Raw genomic sequence first — 17,185 nt, forward strand, 5'->3', positions numbered from 1 at the left:
CTTTTTGTCGGTGCTCGATGATTTGATGGGTTTATGGGAAGCACGGACTGGAGTGCGGAGGCAAGGGAGGCCCTGGCGGCCGTCGCGGCGTTGACTGCGGCACTGGATTCCTTCGCCGGGGGCGGCGCTGACCGCGCTGATTTGTCCTGTTCTGATCAGACTGGTCCGTCTTTTTCTGATCGGACTGGTCCGTCCGGGGCCGGCCCGTTGTGGGACGATCCGTTGCGGGATCTGGCGGACGAGTGCCTGGACGGCCTGGGCGACATGGCCCAGGTGGAGGCGAGGTTTGCTGCGTTGAAGGTGCTGCTGGCCGCGGCCTATCTGCGGGCCACGCACGCCCTGGCCGCGCCGCCGGTGGCCCTGCAGGACGCCAGGTGCCAGGAGATGGCCGTGACCGCTGAGGTCGCGTGTGTCCTGACGGTGGGAGCGGGGACCGCCGGGGCGTTCCTGGGCGACTGCCTGGCCCTGACGAACCGTTTGCCGCTGACCCTGAAGGCGCTGGGTGCCGGGACGATCTCCTGGGACCACGCCCGGGCCATGGTGGATGAAACCGCGAACCTGGACCCGGCCGGGGCGGCCGCGCTGGAGGCGCACTTCCTGGACCCCGACGCGCCCAACCCGGCCCGGGGCTGCCCGGCCGGGGAACTCGTCCCGTACCGGTTCCGCGGCAAGGCCCGCACCTGGCGGGAACGCCACCACCCGGACAGCATCGAGAAACGCCACGCCAGAAGCGCGAAAGACCGGCGGGTCGAATTCCGCCCCGACTCTGACGGGATGGCCTGGTTCTCCGCGTACCTGCCGGCAGATACCGCCGCGGGGATCTGGGACCGGACCACCACTGCCGCCCGTGCCCTTCAGGGCCCGGACGAGGCACGCACCCTGGCCCAGCTCCGCGCCGACATCGCCGCCACCTTGCTCCTGAACACCGGCACCGACGCCGGCACCGACGGCAACGGTCTTGCCGGGGAGGTGCCGGTCCCGCGGGCACAGGTCCTCATCACCGTCCCGGTCCTGTCCCTCCTGGGCGCCACCGAGGAACCGGCGATGCTCGACGGATACGGTCCGATCCCGCCGTCCATGGCCCGCCGCCTGGTCGCCGACGGCGCCGACTCCTTCCACGGGGTCCTGATCGACCCCCGGGACGGGGCCCCGCTGGAAATCGGGAGGACCAGCTACCGCCTCACGAAGACGATGCGCCAATGGCTCCGGCTCCGCGACGGCAGATGCCCCTTCCCCGGCTGCAACAACCCCTCCCTGGACAACGACGCCGACCACCTCCTGGCCTGGGCCGACGGAGGCACCACCGGCATCTCCAACCTCGGCCAGCCATGCCGCCGGCACCACCGCCTCAAACACGCCTCAGCCTGGACACCGAGCGGGGCCAACAAGCACAACCCGCCCGGCTGGACCTCCCCGTCCGGAAGGTACTATCCCAGCGAACAACAGGACTGGGAACCACCCCACTGGCCACCCGGCATCCTGGCCGCCGAGACGCTCCCGGACACACTGATGGATTCAGGCCTGCCCGCGTATCCAGGCTGGGATACCGACCTCGACCCGCCGCCGGACCCCGACCGGGATCCCAACCTGGAACTTCCCCCGGACCCCTTCGCGGACTGGCACGACTCCGCTGCCGCTTAGCGGTGGCTCTGGGTGCCGGCCGACAGCTGGGCGAGGACCTGGGCTGGCCGGTTTGTGGTGATCTCGTGGATCCCGAGCTCCTGGCAGAGCGCGACGTCGTTTTCCGAGTCCACGGTCCACACCCGGAACCGGCGGCCGGAGTTGAGCCAGCGCCGGATGGTCCGGGAATGCCCCCGGACATAGTCAATGCCCGGTCCTGCCAGCCCAGTCTCGCAGTCGTCCAGGATCCGCTCGGCTTCGGTTTGCGCCGCCTTCATCAGGTTCGCGAGCGCCCCGCCGGTGATCGCCCCGAGGCCAAGCTCCTCCCGGATCTCCAGGACATTGACGTCATCCACGAGCTGGCACACGGCGGCGGACGGGACAGACTTGAGCAGGTGTTTCACCGAATCCGGGCTGAAGCTCATGAAGGACACCGTGATGTTGCCGAGCCGGGACGTCGCCGGGTCCCAGCCCTGGGACCGGAGGACCTCCAGGACCCGGTCCTCCAGCTTGAGCTGGAAGGGGCTGGGGTGTTTGAGCTCAATCGCCAGGCCGATCTCCCGGCCGGCGCACTGCAACAGGACCAATAGCTCCGGGAGCGTCAGCAGCTGGGTGGACCGGGCACCGTATTCGTCCGGGATCCGGGCCCCTTTCCAAGAGGAGAAATCCAACTGCCGCAGCTCGTTGAGGGTCCGGTCCGCCACCGGGCCGGTGCCGTCCGACGTGCGGTCCAGGTTGGCGTCGTGCAACAGCACCGCGTGCTGGTCCCGTGTGAGGTGGATGTCGCACTCCACGCCGTCGGCGCCGTCGGCGATTGCCTGCAGGTAGGCGGCCCGGGTGTGCTCAGCGAACGCCCCGCTTGAACCGCGGTGCGCGTAGACCAGCGGACGGGCTGCGGCGGACTCGTCAGTCGTCATGCTGCCACGTTAGCCGACAGCCGCTGCCAAAGCGGGGCTAGGCTGGGCACATGCAGGTGAATACTGAGCCAAGTACCCGTCCGGAAGGACACGGCGACGCCGGAGCTGCCGCGGCCGGCGACGCAGTCCGCCGCCATACCCTGTCCGCCGGCGACGCCGAAAAGGCGGCCGCGCTGCGGAAGATGAAGCTGCTGGCGCTCTCGCTGCTGGTCCTGATGGCGGTCATCTTCGTGGTCGCCTTCGCCCTGCAGAAGCAGTACCCCTGGCTGGAATACGTCCGGGCCGCGGCCGAAGGCGGCATGGTCGGCGCCCTTGCTGACTGGTTCGCGGTGACGGCCCTGTTCAAGTACCCGATGGGCCTCAAGATCCCGCACACCGCCATCATTCCGCAGCGCAAGGACCAGATCGGCGCCTCGCTGGGCGAATTCGTCGAGACCAACTTCCTCTCCGAGCAGGTGGTCCAGGAAAAACTGGCCTCCGTTGACATCGCCCGGAAGGCCGGGGCCTGGCTCTCCGGGCCCGGCGGCGCCGAGCGCGTCGCCAAGGAAGGCGCCGCCGTCATCCGCGGTGCCTTTACCGTGCTCAACGATGACGACGTCCAGGCCGTGATCGAGGGCATGGTCCGCCGGCACCTGCTCGCCCCGCCCTGGGGCCCGCCGGTGGGCCGCGTCGCCCAGCGGATCTTCGAGGACGGGCACCACCACGCCCTGGTGGACGTGCTGGTGGACCGGACTGTGGACTGGGTGCGGGACAACCAGGATACGGTCAACCGGCTGGTCACCGACCGTTCCCCGACGTGGGTGCCGTCGTTCGTGGACGGGCTCGTGGGCGACAAGGTCTACGTGGAGATCCTGAAGTTCACCCGGGCCGTGCAGTCGGACCCGAAGCACCAGGTCCGCCTCTCGATCGACAAGTACCTCAAGGACCTTGCACAGGACCTCCAGCATGATCCGGTGATGATCGCCCGGGCCGAAGGCATCAAGGCCCAGGTCCTGGGTGATCCCGAGATCCGGGAACTCGCCTCCCGCACGTGGGGGACCATCAAGGCCGCGCTGCTCTCCGCCGTCGACGATCCGCACAGCGAGCTGACCGTGCGCTTCAAAGCCGCGGTGCATGACTTTGGCACGCGCCTGGTGGTTGACCCCGAGCTGGCCGGCAAGGTGAACAAGTGGATCGGGGACGCCGCGGGGTACCTCGTGAAGACATACCGCTCGGACATCGCGGGCGTGATCACCGATACCGTGGCCCGCTGGGATGCGGTGGAGACCTCGGAGAAGATCGAGCTCCAGATCGGCAAGGACCTGCAGTTCATCCGGATCAACGGCACCGTGGTGGGCGCCCTCGCCGGGCTCGCGATCTTCACGGTGGCGCATCTGGCCTTCGGCTGACACTCCTGGCCTCCGCCTAGGCGGCGACCTTCGCCTTTGCCCGGCCCGGTACGGCGAAGATCGTGAAGGCCAGCGCAGCAAGCGCCGTGACCACCAGCAGCAGCAGCCCGATCGAGTAGCTGTGTGTCGCGGGGTCGTACGTCGCTCCCATGATCAGCGGCGGGAAGTAGCCGCCGAGGCCGCCGGCGGCGCTGACCACTCCACTGATGCTGCCGACTTTCCCCGGCGGGGCGAGCACCCCCACCCAGGCGAACACCCCGCCTGTCCCGAGTCCCAGCGCCGCCGCCATGGCGACGAATGTCAGGCCGGCGGGGACCTCGCCGTCGGGCTGCAGGTTCACCACCCAGGCGAGGACCGCGACGCCTGCCAGGGACGTGATCACCACGGGCTTGGGCCCGAACCTGTCCGCGAGGACGCCGCCGACCGGCCGTGCCAGCACGGCCGCCAGCGCGAAGCCGGCGGTGCGCGCCCCGGCGCCGCTCGGATCGAAGCTGTACACGTCGCGGAGGTAGGTGGGCAGGTAGGTGGCGAAGGAGACGAATCCGCCGAAGACGACGGCGTAGAGGAAGCACATCTTCCAGGTGATCGGGGTCTTCACGGCGTCGAGCAGCTTGGGCAGGACGGGGAGGTTGTTGCGGGTCCAGCCCGGGGCTTCCTTCATCAGGAACCAGACCAGGCCCGCCATGACCGCGAGAATCCCGGCGATCAGCAGGTGCGTGGGAAAGTAGCCGATTCCCGCGACCAGCCGCGGGTTCAGGAAGGCGGCCAGCGCGGTGCCGCCCATCCCGGCGCCGAAGACGCCGGTGGCGAAGCCGCGCCGCGACGGCTCGTACCAGGCGCTGACGAAGGGGATCCCGACGGCGAAGACCGTTCCGGCAACGCCCAGCAGCAGCCCGGCACCGAGCACCAGGGCGAAGGAACTGAGGAGCCCGCCGACAGCCACGAGCAGGATCGGCAGGATGGAGGCCAGCAGCACGAAGGTGAACATGGCCCGGCCGCCGTACCGGTCCGTCAAGGTGCCGACGACGATCCGGCCCAGCGAGCCGACGAAGACCGGCATGGCCACCAGCACGCCGGTGGCGGCCGGAGTGAGCTGGAGGGTCTGCGTGTAGAACGCGCCGAGGGTGGCAACCGAGTTCCAGGCCCAGAAACCGACCACCGACGCCGAGGTGGCGAGCACGAGGTTGCGGGTCCGCCCGGCGGGGGCGGCCGACGGAAAGGGCTCGGATCCGGCCACTGGTGGTCCTCTCAGTTCGACATCAGTTGTGCGCCGGGCTGCGGCCCGGCTCAGCGGTTGCGGGTGTCCCGGTCCCGGGTTCCGACGGCGGACCAGCCGCGGCGGGCAGCGACGTTGGAGGTCCGTGCGGCCGGTGCGCCCGCTGTGCCGCCGTTTCGGTCCCGGTCCCTCGAGCGGTACACGATGTAGGGGCGGAACAGGTAGTGGAACGGGGCCGTAAAGGCATGGACCAGCCGGGTAAACGGCCAGATGATAAACAGGGCCATGCCCACCAGGGTGTGCAGGTGGAAGGAGAACGGCGCGGCCGCCATGGCCGCGATGTCCGGCTGGAGGACGAACAGCGAGCGGAACCACGGGGCGACCGTCTCGCGGTAGTTGTGGCCGTGCTCCCCCTCGAAAACACTGGCCAGGGTGGTCCACAGGCCGAACACGATGGCAGCGGTCAGCACCACGTACATGGTCTTGTCGTTCGTGGTGGTGGCCATAAAGACCGGTCCGGTGGTGCGGCGCCGGTAGATCAGCAAGAGGATCCCGCCGAGCGTGCCCACGCCCGCAATCCCGCCCACGAACAGGGCGTTGAAGTGGTAGAAATCCTGGCTCATCCCCACCGCCTGGGTCCAGGCCATCGGAATGACCAGGCCGAAGAAGTGGCCGGCGATCACTGCGAGCAGGCCGAAGTGGAACAGGGGCGAGGCGATCCGCAGCAGCCGCGATTCGTAGAGCTGGGACGATCTTGTGGTCCAGCCGAACTGGTCGTACTTGTAGCGCCAGACCAGGCCGCCGACCAGCACCACAACCATGATGTAGGGCAGGACGCCCCAGAGGGCGACGTCCAGGGCGGAGATTTCGACGGCGGATCCAGGCTCGGTTTCGGACGCCAGCATGGTCAGGCCCCCTTCACGGGCAGCAGTCGCGGATCGTACGGGTCCAGGCCCACCGCTTCGGCGGGCGGACCGTAACCGGCCATCCGCATCACGGCCTGCTCGTCGGCCGGCGATTTCCCGGGCAGGGTGGCGCAGATGGCCTGCAGGATCCGGGCATGCGGAAGCCCGTCCCGTAGCAGCCCGAACCGGAGCATCTCCAGGCTCGCCCGGAAACGGATCAGCAGCTCACGGCCGGCCGCGCGGTCCACGAGGGCGGCGTACTCCAGCACCATCGGCAGGTAGTCGGGCAGCTCCCCGTGCGTGTCCACCAGAATGTCGCTTTGCCGGTAGGTTTTCTTGAAGTTGCCCAGAACTTCGCCGCGCCGGCGGGTGTCCCCGTCCGTCCAGTAGGACAGGTGCAGGGCGTGGCGCTTGCCGAGGTCGAACTCCCGCACGTACTGGGCCTGGCTCTCCATCGGCGGTGCGGATTCCAGCGAATCCAGCACCTCCTGGAAGTCCGCGGTGGCGCCGCGGAACTCGGCCAGCGCGGCGCGCATGAGCGGTACCTTGCCGAGGAGCTCCTCGTCCGGGTAGGACAGGCACCAGGACGCCGCGAGATAGACCACCTGCTCGCGCCGGCTCACGGCTGCTCCCCGTCCGCCGGGGTGCCAGGACCGGGCGCGGGCGCGGGCGGTTCCTCAGGGCGCGGCGCCTTTTCCGGAAACAGCCCGGAGGGAGCCCCCGTCCCGTCCCAGTTCAGCAGGTTCACCCGGCCGCGCAGGGTGGTTTCGCCGGGCGCATCGCCGGAGGTCTGCCGGTCGCGCAGGGCGTTGAAGGTTTCCACGGCCACCGGGACGGGCCGGCCGCTGGCTTCGCCGAACGGGGACGAGTCCTGCATGCCCGGTCCGCCCTCGAAATCCAGCGAGCAGCCCATCTCCTCCAGGTCATGCGCCTGTTCCACGTGCGCCTTCGGGATGACGTACCTCTCCTCGTACTTCGCGATCGCCATCAGCCGGTACATCTCGTACATGGTCTGGCTGTCCATGCCCACGGATTCGGGGATGGAGTCGTCGGGGTCGTTGCCGAGGCTGATGCCGCGCATGAAAGAGCGCATGGCCGCGAGTTTCTTCAGGACCGCGGTGACCCGGCCGGCGTCGCCGGCGGTGAAGAGTTCCGCGAGGTATTCCACCGGGATGCGCAGCGCGTCGATGGCCCCGAAGAGGTTGCCGGCGTCCTCGCCGTCGTGCCCCTGGTCGCGCAGCAGGTCCACCACGGGTGAGAGTGGCGGCACGTACCAGACCATCGGCATGGTCCGGTATTCGGGGTGCAGCGGCAGGGCCACCTTGTAGATCTTGGCCAGGGCGTAGACCGGCGAGCGCCTGGCGGCGTCAATCCAGTCCTCCGGGAGGCCCTGCGCCCGGGCTTCGGCCTGGACGGCGGGGTCGTTCGGGTCCAGCAGCACGTCCATCTGGGCGTCGTAGAGTTCCTGGGGGTCCGTGACGGACGCCGCCGCCGTGACGGCGTCGGCGTCGTACAGGAACAGCCCCAGATACCGCAGCCGGCCCACGCAGGTCTCCGAACAGACCGTCGGCAGCCCCACCTCCACCCTCGGGTAGCAGAAGGTGCACTTCTCGGCCTTGCCGGTCTTGTGGTTGAAGTAGATCTTCTTGTACGGGCAGCCGGTGACGCACTGCCGCCAGCCGCGGCATTTGTCCTGGTCCACCAGGACAATCCCGTCTTCCACCCGCTTGTAGATCGCGCCGGACGGGCAGGAGGCCATGCAGGAGGGGTTCAGGCAGTGTTCGCAGATCCGCGGAAGGTAGAACATGAAGGTTTGCTCGTAGGCGAACTTGATCTTGTCCTCGGATTCCCGCCGGACCTTTTCCACGATCGGGTCCAAGTGCCCGTGCTCGGTGGAACCGCCCAGGTCATCGTCCCAGTTCGCCGACCAGGTGATCTTCGTGTCCTTCCCGGTGATCAGGGACTTGGGCCGGGCCACCGGGAAATCGTCGCCCAGGGGCGCGTCCACGAGGGTCTTGTAGTCGTAGGTCCACGGCTCGTAGTAGTCCTTGAGCTCGGGCTGGACCGGGCTGGCGAAGATCCCGAAGAGCTTCTTGACCCGGCCGCCGGCCTTGAGGACCAGTTTGCCGCGCTTGTTCAGCACCCAGCCGCCCTGCCACTTGTCCTGGTCCTCGTAGCGGCGCGGATACCCCTGGCCGGGGCGGGTTTCGACGTTGTTGAACCAGACGTATTCGGTGCCGGCACGGTTGGTCCAGGCCTGCTTGCAGGTCACGGAGCAGGTGTGGCAGCCGATGCATTTGTCCAGGTTCATGACCATGCCCATTTGAGCCATCACACGCATCAGTACTGCACCTCCTGGGAACGACGGCGGACGGTGGCGACCATGTCGCGCTGGTTCCCGGTGGGGCCGAGGTAGTTGAACGCATAGGCCTGCTGGGCGTAGCCGCCGATCAGGTGCGAGGGTTTGACCAGCAGCCTGGTCACGGAATTGTGGATGCCGCCGCGGCGTCCGGTGGCCTCGGACTTGGGCACGTCGATGGTGCGTTCCTGCGCGTGGTGGACGTAGACGACGCCGGCCGGCATCCGGTGGCTGACGATGGCCCGGGCCACCAGGACGCCGTTGATGTTCAGGCACTCCACCCAGTCGTTGTCCTTGACCTTGATGGCGTCCGCGTCGGCGGGACTCATCCAGACCGTCGGCCCGCCGCGGGAGAGGGAGAGCATCAGCAGGTTGTCCTGGTATTCGGAGTGGATGGACCACTTGGAGTGCGGCGTCAGGTAGCGGACCACCACCTCCATGGCCCCGTCCTGGCCGAGTCTGGGTTCGCCGAAAAGCTTGTGCATGTCCAGCGGAGGCCGGTAGATCGGCAGGGCCTCGCCGATGTCGATCATCCAGTCGTGGTCCAGGAAGAAGTGCATCCGCCCGGTCAGGGTGTGGAAGGGCTTGAGCCGTTCGATGTTGATGGTGAACGGGGCGTAGCGCCGCCCGCCCGTTTCGGAGCCGGACCATTCCGGCGAAGTGATCACCGGGACCGGGCCGGCCTGGGTCTGGGCGAAGGTGATGAATTTTTCCTCGGACCCCTCCGACAGGTCCGCCAGTTTCCGCCCGGTGCGGAGTTCCAGGTCCTTGAAGCCCTGCACGGACAGCGCGCCGTTGGTGGTGCCGGAGAAAGCCAGGATGGCCTCGGCCATTCTCGCGTCGGTGTCGATCGCCGGGCGGCCGTCCGCGGCGCCGCCGAGCATCACGCCGTTGGAGCGGCTGAGCCGGTCCAGGGACCCGGCGAGTTTGTAGGTGACGTTCTTGACCGTGAATCCCAGTTTGTCGGCCAGCGGCCCGACGGCAGCGAGCTTGTCCGCGATGGCGGTGTAGTCCCGCTCCACGACGGAAAAGACGGGCATGTTCTGCCCGGGGACCGCGGGGATGGACGTGTCCCGCCAGTCCCGGACGATCCCGCCGGGCTGGGCGAGCTGGCCGGGCGTGTCGTGCTGCAACGGCACGCTCACCAGGTCCCGGCGCACGCCCAGGTGGGTCCTGGCCTGCCGGGAGAACTCCTGGGCCAGCAGGTGGAACATGTCGAAGTCCGTCTTGGTCTCCCACGGCGGGTCGATCGCCGGGGTGAAGGCGTGCACGAAGGGGTGCATGTCGGTGGAGGAGAGGTCATGCTTCTCGTACCAGGTGGCGGCCGGGAACACGACGTCGGACAGCAGCGTCGTGGAGGTCATCCGGAAGTCCGCGGAGACCAGCAGGTCCAGTTTCCCTTCGGGCGCCTGGTCGTGCCATTTCACGTCCCGGGGTTTGAGGCCTTCGGCGTGGTCCTTGCCGAGGACATTGTTGTGGGTGCCCAGCAGGTTCCGCAGGAAGTACTCGTTGCCCTTGGCGGAGGATCCGAACAGGTTGGAGCGCCACAGCACGAGCGTCCGCGGCCAGTTCTCCGGGGCGTCCACGTCCTCGATCGCCGGGTTCAGGGTGCGGTTCTTGAGCGCGTCCGCGATGTAGCCGGGGGTGTCCCTCGCCGTCCCGGCGGCGACGGCGGCCTCCGCCTCGTCCGCGAGGTCCAGCGGGTTGCGGTCGAACTGCGGGTAGAACGGCATCCAGCCGAGCCGGGCGGACTGGGCCAGCGCGTCGGCGGTGTGCATGCCGTCCATGGCCCCGGTGGACAGCGGGGATTTCAGCGCATCCGCGGAGTAGCCGTCCTGCCGCCACTGGTCCGTGTGCATGTACCAGTAGCCGGTGCCGATCATGGTCCGGGGCGGGCGTGACCAGTCCAGGGCATTGGCCAGCGACAGCCAGCCGGTGACCGGCCGGGTTTTCTCCTGCCCCACGTAGTGCGCCCAGCCACCGCCGTTGCGGCCCATGCAGCCGGTCAGCATCACGAGCGCCAGCACCGCCCGGTAGGTGGTGTCGCCGTGGAACCACTGGCAGATCCCGGCGCCCATGATGATCATGGACCGGCCCTTGGACTGCTCGGCGTTCCGGGCGAATTCGCGCGCCACCCGGATGCAGGCCTGCGCGGGGACACTGGTGATCTCCTCCTGCCAGGCCGGGGTGTAGGGAGTCGCGGCGTCGTCATAGCCGGCGGCCCACTCCCCCGGGAGCCCGGCACGGCCCACGCCGTACTGGGCCAGCATGAGGTCGAACACGGTGGTGACCAGCTGCCCCTCCACCTCCAGGACGGGCACACCGCGCCGGAGCACGCTGCCGGTGCCGTCCGCCTCCTCGAAGCAGGGCAGCAGGATCTCGGCGCTCGCCGCGGAGACTTCGCGCAGCGACAGCGCCGGCTCGATCCCCTCAAGGTCCAGGTTCCATTTGCCCTCGCCGCTGCCGGAGTAGCGGAATCCCATGGAGCCGTTGGGGACTGCCGGGCGCCCGGCCTTCTTGTCGAACACCACGGTGCGGAATGCCGCGTCCTCGGCCCCGGCCTCGGCCGGGAGGTCCCGGGCGGTGAGGAACTTGGACGGGGTGAGGGAGCCGTCGTCGCGCCGTTCGAGCCGGACCAGGAACGGAAGGTCCGTGTACTGGCGGACGTAGTCGGAGAAGAACGGGACCTCCCGCTCGACGAAGAATTCCTTGAGCATCACATGGCCCATCGCCATGGCCAGGGCCGCGTCGGTTCCGGCCTGGGCGGGGAGCCATTCGTCGGCGAACTTCGTGTTGTCCGCATAGTCCGGGCTGACCGTGACCACCTTGGTGCCGCGGTACCGCACCTCAGCCATCCAGTGCGCGTCCGGGGTCCGGGTAACGGGGACGTTGGATCCCCACATCATGAGGTAGCCCGCGTCCCACCAGTCGCCGGATTCCGGGACGTCGGTCTGGTCCCCGAAGACCTGCGGGCTGGCCACCGGCAGGTCCGCGTACCAGTCGTAGAAGGACGTCATCACCCCGCCGATCAGCTGGATGAAGCGGGTTCCGACCGCATGCGAGACCATCGACATCGCGGGGATCGGCGAGAAGCCGGCGCAGCGATCCGGCCCGTAGTTCTTGATGGTGTTCACGTGGGCGGCAGCCGCGATTTCGATCGCTTCCTGCCAGGAGACCCGGACCAGGCCGCCCTTGCCGCGGGCCAGTTGGTAGCGGCGGCGCCGCTCCGGGTCCCCCACGATGTCGGCAAAGGCCAGCACCGGGTCGCCCAGCCGGGCCTTGGCCTCGCGGTACATCTCGACGAGGACACCCCGGGCGTAGGGGAACCGGACGCGGGTGGGCGAGTAGGTGTACCAGGAGAAGGCCGCGCCGCGCGGGCAGCCCCGCGGCTCGTATTCCGGGCTGTCCGGACCCACGGAGGGGTAGTCGGTCTGCTGGGATTCCCAGGTGATGATGCCGTCCTTGACGTACACCTTCCAGGAGCAGGAGCCGGTGCAGTTCACCCCGTGGGTGGAGCGGACCACCTTGTCGTGGCTCCAGCGGTCCCGGTAGAAGATGTCGCCCTTGCGGCCGCCTTCCCGGAACACCGCCCTGCCGTCGTCGGTCTGGTCCCATTTCGTGAAAAATCGGCCCAGCTTCAACATTGCATCCGAGGCGGGTCCGTCCAACCCCGCAGCGCCTCCGGCAGTCATGCCCTCAAGCTATGGGCCGGAATCTGGCCCGGATAGGGCCTTACGGCACTGGCCAGACCCCAGCCCAGGGTCAGAAATTGATACCTTTGACGAGGGTGATGAGCTTGTCCTTGATCTGCTCGGCCGTAGGACCGGCCGGGGAGATCAGGATCTGCGCGGTGAAAATGGCCATGTTCTGGCCGCGTGCGACCATGAGGGACATGTTCGTGAGCGGTACGTCGCTGGGCGGTCGGAGGGCCTTCGGTCCGCCGGCGTCCGTCCGGACGATCAGGATTGCCCTGTCTCCAACCCCCTCGATTTCTTGGCCGTCCGGCACCGGCCGGGACATCAATGAGGCACCGCCCTCATGGAATTCGATGGAAAACAGGAGCGAGTCGGGTCCGGGCGTACCCAGAGCGCCGAAGGTGTACCGGCAGCTGCCCTCGCCCGGGAGGACCTGCGCCTGGGTTGTCGCGCCGAACGCCTGCTGGACTGCGCCGGCGCTGACCAGGGCACACACCGGATTGTCGGTCGTGGTCTGCGGGCCGACGGGCGGTGCGGACGGAACACTGAGCGCACTCCCGTTGCCCCAGCCTCCCTCGACGGCGGCTTGGGCGAGCGCGCGGGCCGTGGCGTTGCCGTCCGGGACGGGGATCCCGGACGTCATCGGCGGTGTCGCCACGACGCGCAGGTCGAGTGACTCGTTGCCGCGGACCGCCTTGAGGACCGTGTTGGCCGACGCCCCGCCGGCCTCGCCGCGGAACCACCCCGTCCATTGGAAGCACGCGAAGTCGCCGATGCCCGCTACGGGGGAGCAGTCCGGCGTCTTCTTTGCCCCGGCGATCTCCGCCGCCGACGCGGGCGAGGTCAATGCCACGGTCAGTGCGTTCATGCCCTGGTCCGATTTGCTCATGTAGCTACACAGGTAGGCGGGACTCCCTGGAGGTTTGGCGGCCTGGTTCTGGCCCATGCCGGCGAAACTCGGGTCCACCTTGGCTGCAATCTCCGGTGTGATGAGATCGCAGGCCGGATTGCCGGAACCTGACGACGGCGACCCGGCGGACGGCGTCGTACCCCCTTGTGCGCATGCGCCGAGGAGAAGCACAAGCGCCGCGGAGAGCGCCAGGCATTGTCCAGAAGCACGGATCCGATGAACGCGCATGGTCTCCCCCAGTTCCGGGAAACCGCCCCCACCTGTTCGAGGGCGGCTTCGATGAGACCAACGCTAGGGACCGGCGGGTCGTACCAACAGGGCCGACCGGCCCCCGGGTGATACCGCGGCTTCTAGGCGAAGGACTCCAGTTCGACGCCGGCGCTTTCCAGGGCCGCGCGGATCGCGGCGGCCGTGGCGATGGATCCGGGGGTGTCCCCGTGGATGCACAGCGACTGCGGTTCGATCCGGAGCACGGTGCCGTCCACGGCCTCGACCTCGCCCTTCGTGGCGAGGCGCACCGCGCGTTCGGTGATCCGGCCTACGTCGTCGAGCATGGCGCCGTCCTGCGAGCGCGGCACGAGGGTGCCGTCCGGCAGGTAGGCGCGGTCGGCGAAGGCCTCGGCGAAGACCGGATGGCCGGCTTCCCGGGCGATGCCGAGCAGCGCGGAGCCCGGGAAGCCCAGGACGGGAAGTCCCGGGTCGTAGGCCTGGATGGCGGCGACGACGGCGGAGGCCTGTTCGGCGTCGCGGACGGTCCGGTCGTACAGCGCCCCGTGCAGTTTGACGTAGTCCACCGAGGCGCCGACCGCGTGCGCCACCCCGTCCAGGGCGCCGAGCTGGTAGAGCACGGCGCCGAAGAGGTCATCGAAGGTGATGTCCATGGACCGGAGGCCGAAGCCGGCGAGGTCCGGGTAGCCGAGGTGCGCGCCGACGCGGACGTCGAGCTCGTAGGCGGCCCGGCAGGTGTCGAGCATGGTCACGGGGTCCCCGGCGTGCAGTCCGCAGGCCACGCTGGCGCTCGTCACCAGCGGGAACATTGCGGCGTCGTCGCCCATGGTCCAGGTCCCGAAGGACTCCCCCAAGTCAGCGTTCAGATCCAAAACGTGCCGCCTTCCTGCGCTGCATTGTCCTTGCTGCCCCGCACTGCTGCCGGGCGGTCGGCTTCCGGGCCGTCCGCCGGGCTTGCGGCCGGTGCCGGGCCGCCCAGTTCGCCCGGAATGACGAGCGGCATCGGGCCGAACGCCTCCTTGGCGTTCGCGACGACGGCACGGCCCATCATCCGGTTGCCCACGCCGCCGACGACGGCGCCGATGCCGAACGGCAGCGCCCGGCCCAGCAGTGCCGTGCCCTGCTGTTTGAGCAGGGTCCGGAGGAACATTGTCTGGATCCGTTCCCGCACCGTCCCGAAGCCGGCGAGCGGCACCCGGCGGGTAAAGAGGGATCCCCAGGCCTGTGTGGGGCCCTTGCCGTGTCCCGCGGCCTGCCCGCTCAGCGAGCTCAACAGTGCGGTGCCCTCTTCGCCCAGCATGATCGCCATGACCAGGGTGCTGGCCTTCTCCGGATCCACCAGCCGGACGCCGTGGAGTTCGGCGAGGGACGTGGAGAACAGCGCGGTGGCTTCCAGGAAGCCGACGGTCGCGGCGGCCGAGAGGCCCAGGGCTGCGGCCGTCCCGACGCCGGGGATCACGGCCGCTCCACCCACCAGCGCGCCGCCGCCGGTGACGGCAATGAGGTAGTCCCGTTCCAGGGTCGCGGCGAGCTGCGCCGCGGTGGCCTGCGGATTTCTCCGCTGGAGCCGGCGGATGTTCGCCAGCACCAGCGGGCGCTGGACTTCCACGGCCCGCAGGAGCACATTGTGGACGCCCGGCTTGGGCTTGCCCTGGGCGTCGAACATCGCGTTGTGTGCTGACTTCTGGGCAATCTTTATTGCCGGGTTGCTGCGCTTGGCCATCGTCGCCTCTCGGTGAACTATAAGGGTGCTGAGCTTCGTCTGGTGTTAACACTAGGCCACGGGCCCGCCGGTCCGCGCCTCGGCCGCCCGTCCTCGACGGCGGCTAGAGAGCCCACGATTCAGCGACGGCCACGAACGCCGACGACGCCGGGCCCAGCGGCCCGGGGTACACGCTGGCGGCGCCGGGCCATTCCACCCCGAACTCCACGAGCCGGCCGGTGCCGCACGGCAGGTACACGTTGCTGAGCGAGGCGCTGGAGTCTCCGAGCTGGAAGTTGGGAGCCGCGAACTGCCGGCGGTCCAGGACACCGCTGATCTCCAGCGCGGCCTTCCGTCCGGTGGCGTGCACTCCCCGCCCGGCGTCGAGCCCGACGTCGAACTCGTCATCGGTGTGGGTGAGGGCGCCCAGCGGGAACCGGGCAGCCTGCGGGAAATGCCGGGTCAGTTCTTCCGCCAGGGACGCGGCGAAGAACTCACTGGTGCCGTAGCTCCGCCAGCCCTGGAGGGTGGCGACCAGCAGGGCATTGCCTGCGCCCCAGCGCGACCAGTCGACCATCCAGAACGAGGCGAAGCAGCTCGCCGGCTCGCCCGGCAGCAGCGTTCCACCGGCGTCCACCGGGTGCAGGGCGAGTCCCGCGTTGGCGCCGATGAGGGCCAGGCTGCGCCGCGAAGTTGCTGTGGCCGAGCCGCCCGAAGTGTTCATAGCAGGAGCCTATCCGGGGCGTGCCCGTGGCGCGGAAGCGCCCCGCCGATACGGTTCCGGACGGGCTGGGACGGGTCAGGACCGGGCCTCTAGACTGGAGCCATGCGCTCACTGAGGGCCCTCCGCCCGTTCGCGCACCGGGAATACCGTGTGCTGATATCGGCCCTGGCCATCTCCATTTTCGGCTCCGGCATGTGGGCCGTGGCCATGGTCTATGAGGTGATCCACCTGGGCGGCGGCCCGCTGGAGCTCTCCCTCGTGGCGGCCGCGGGCAGCGTGGGCCTCGTCGCATTTGTGCTCGCCGGCGGCATCGCGGCGGACCGGTTCCCGCAGCGGCTCCTGATCATCGCGGTGGAGGGTGCCAACCTTGCCGTCATCGCCGTCATCAGCGGGCTGGCCCTGCTGGGCTGGCTGCAGCTGTGGCATCTGGCGCTCGGCGGGTTTGTGCTGGGCGTCGGGGCCGCGTTCTTCTTCCCCGCCTACTCCGCCATCCTCCCCCGGATCCTGCCGCCGGAGGACCTGCTCGCGGCCAATGGCATGGAGGGGACCATGCGCCCCATGCTGCAGCAGGCCGCCGGCCCCGCCGTCGCTGGCATCCTGGTCGCGGCCCTGTCCCCCGCGCACGCCGTGACGGGGGTCGCGGTATGCCACCTGCTGGCCTTTTCCATCCTCAACCTGCTCCACCACCAGCCCCGGACGGACAGCGGAGAGGGCCGGGAGGCCGTGTCCGGGGAACCCGCCAAAACGTCCGTGCTGCACGACCTCCGGGAGGGTGTCAGCTACACGGTCCGCACGCCCTGGCTGCTGTGGACCCTGCTGTGGGCCTGCATCTCCGTGTTGTTCCTGATCGGCCCGATTGAGGTGCTCCTGCCGTTCGTGGTCCGCGACCAGCTCGGCGGCGACGCGCGCATGTTCGGCTTCCTGCTCGCGATCGCCGGCGTCGGCGGGGCCGCGGCATCGCTGGCCACCGCCTCGTTCCCGCTGCCGCGCCGCTACCTCAGCGTCATGATGGTGGGCTGGGGTGCGGGCAGCCTGCCGCTCGCAGCCGTCGGCATCATCGACAGCTTCTGGGCGCTGGCCGCCGCACTGTTCATCTTCGGCGCCACCGGCGGCATGGGAATGGTCATCTGGGGGACGCTGCTGCAGCGCCGGGTGCCGGCGCATCTGCTGGGCCGGGTGTCCAGCCTGGACTTCTTCGTCTCGCTGGCCCTGATGCCGGTCTCCATGGCCCTCGCCGGACCCGCCGCGGAGGTGCTGCCGATCTGGCTCATCTTCCTGGTCGCCGGGACGGTCTGCCCGGTCATGGCCGCCGTCGCCATGGCCGTCGCCCGGATGCCGGCCGACGAACTCGCCCACCCGCTGGACCACGGCCAGGTGGACAGCCTCGCCGATGCCCAGGCCCCTGGCCCTGCCCCTTCACCGTCCAGTGCCCCTGCCGACGCCTCCGGACCAGGGCGGCCCGGCCAAAAGCAACGCGGGGTCACGTAGCGCCCATATCCGCCGGGGATTATGGGCGCCGAG

General features: G+C 69.2%; 13 protein-coding genes. 3 read left to right on the forward strand and 10 right to left on the reverse strand.

Annotated elements, in window-relative coordinates; all coding sequences use genetic code 11:
• Positions 1–33 precede the first annotated feature (33 nt).
• The gene (locus ABIC21_RS05840) at positions 34–1,641 is read left to right on the forward strand and encodes an HNH endonuclease signature motif containing protein (RefSeq protein ID WP_354349474.1); all 1,608 of its coding nucleotides are present in this window, start codon (positions 34–36) and stop codon (positions 1,639–1,641) included.
• Here the strand turns inward: ABIC21_RS05840 and ABIC21_RS05845 are convergent.
• Positions 1,638–2,537: a glycerophosphodiester phosphodiesterase gene (locus tag ABIC21_RS05845; protein WP_354349475.1), complete on the reverse strand. Its 900-nt coding sequence runs from the start codon at positions 2,535–2,537 to the stop codon at positions 1,638–1,640. The two genes, ABIC21_RS05840 and ABIC21_RS05845, sit on opposite strands and share 4 nt — an antisense overlap.
• A 50-nt stretch (positions 2,538–2,587) precedes the next feature.
• Here ABIC21_RS05845 and ABIC21_RS05850 point away from each other — a divergent pair, with 50 nt between their 5' ends.
• The gene (locus ABIC21_RS05850) at positions 2,588–3,925 is read left to right on the forward strand and encodes a DUF445 domain-containing protein (protein WP_502935958.1); all 1,338 of its coding nucleotides are present in this window, start codon (positions 2,588–2,590) and stop codon (positions 3,923–3,925) included.
• A gap of 16 nt (positions 3,926–3,941) precedes the next feature.
• Here the strand turns inward: ABIC21_RS05850 and ABIC21_RS05855 are convergent, their stop codons facing one another.
• The 9 genes from ABIC21_RS05855 to ABIC21_RS05895 form a co-directional block, all read right to left on the reverse strand.
• Positions 3,942–5,162: an MFS transporter gene (locus ABIC21_RS05855; RefSeq protein ID WP_354349476.1), complete on the reverse strand. Its 1,221-nt coding sequence runs from the start codon at positions 5,160–5,162 to the stop codon at positions 3,942–3,944.
• A 50-nt stretch (positions 5,163–5,212) separates the two neighbouring features.
• Positions 5,213–6,046 (reverse strand): respiratory nitrate reductase subunit gamma, encoded by an 834-nt coding sequence (gene narI, locus ABIC21_RS05860; RefSeq protein ID WP_354349477.1) that lies wholly within the window; start codon positions 6,044–6,046, stop codon positions 5,213–5,215.
• A 2-nt stretch (positions 6,047–6,048) separates the two neighbouring features.
• Complete coding sequence (gene narJ / locus ABIC21_RS05865) at positions 6,049–6,669, reverse strand: nitrate reductase molybdenum cofactor assembly chaperone (protein ID WP_354349478.1); 621 nt, start codon at positions 6,667–6,669, stop codon at positions 6,049–6,051.
• Positions 6,666–8,387, reverse strand: coding sequence for a nitrate reductase subunit beta (narH, locus tag ABIC21_RS05870; RefSeq protein ID WP_354349479.1), 1,722 nt, complete (start codon positions 8,385–8,387; stop codon positions 6,666–6,668). Before narH ends, narJ begins: the two co-directional genes overlap by 4 nt.
• On the reverse strand, positions 8,387–12,097 hold the full coding sequence (locus tag ABIC21_RS05875; RefSeq protein WP_354349480.1) for a nitrate reductase subunit alpha: 3,711 nt from the start codon (positions 12,095–12,097) through the stop codon (positions 8,387–8,389). The genes narH and ABIC21_RS05875 overlap by 1 nt, the downstream gene beginning before the upstream one ends.
• 70 nt (positions 12,098–12,167) lie before the next feature.
• Positions 12,168–12,989 carry a hypothetical protein gene (locus ABIC21_RS05880; protein ID WP_354349481.1) on the reverse strand — a complete coding sequence of 274 codons (822 nt, stop codon included), beginning with the start codon at positions 12,987–12,989 and terminating at the stop codon, positions 12,168–12,170.
• Between the two features lie 371 nt (positions 12,990–13,360).
• On the reverse strand, positions 13,361–14,110 hold the full coding sequence (locus ABIC21_RS05885) for a LamB/YcsF family protein (protein WP_354349482.1): 750 nt from the start codon (positions 14,108–14,110) through the stop codon (positions 13,361–13,363).
• A complete protein-coding gene (locus ABIC21_RS05890) occupies positions 14,101–14,961 on the reverse strand; it encodes a hypothetical protein (protein WP_354349483.1) in 861 nt (286 codons plus the stop codon). The genes ABIC21_RS05885 and ABIC21_RS05890 overlap by 10 nt, the downstream gene beginning before the upstream one ends.
• A gap of 103 nt (positions 14,962–15,064) precedes the next feature.
• On the reverse strand, positions 15,065–15,664 hold the full coding sequence (locus ABIC21_RS05895) for a hypothetical protein (RefSeq protein WP_354349484.1): 600 nt from the start codon (positions 15,662–15,664) through the stop codon (positions 15,065–15,067).
• 102 nt (positions 15,665–15,766) lie between these two features.
• On the opposite strand from ABIC21_RS05895, the gene ABIC21_RS05900 reads away from it, so the two are divergent.
• A complete protein-coding gene (locus tag ABIC21_RS05900; protein WP_354349485.1) occupies positions 15,767–17,152 on the forward strand; it encodes an MFS transporter in 1,386 nt (461 codons plus the stop codon).
• Positions 17,153–17,185 lie beyond the last annotated feature (33 nt).

This window comes from Pseudarthrobacter sp. PvP090, assembly GCF_040547365.1.
Taxonomy (GTDB): domain Bacteria; phylum Actinomycetota; class Actinomycetes; order Actinomycetales; family Micrococcaceae; genus Arthrobacter.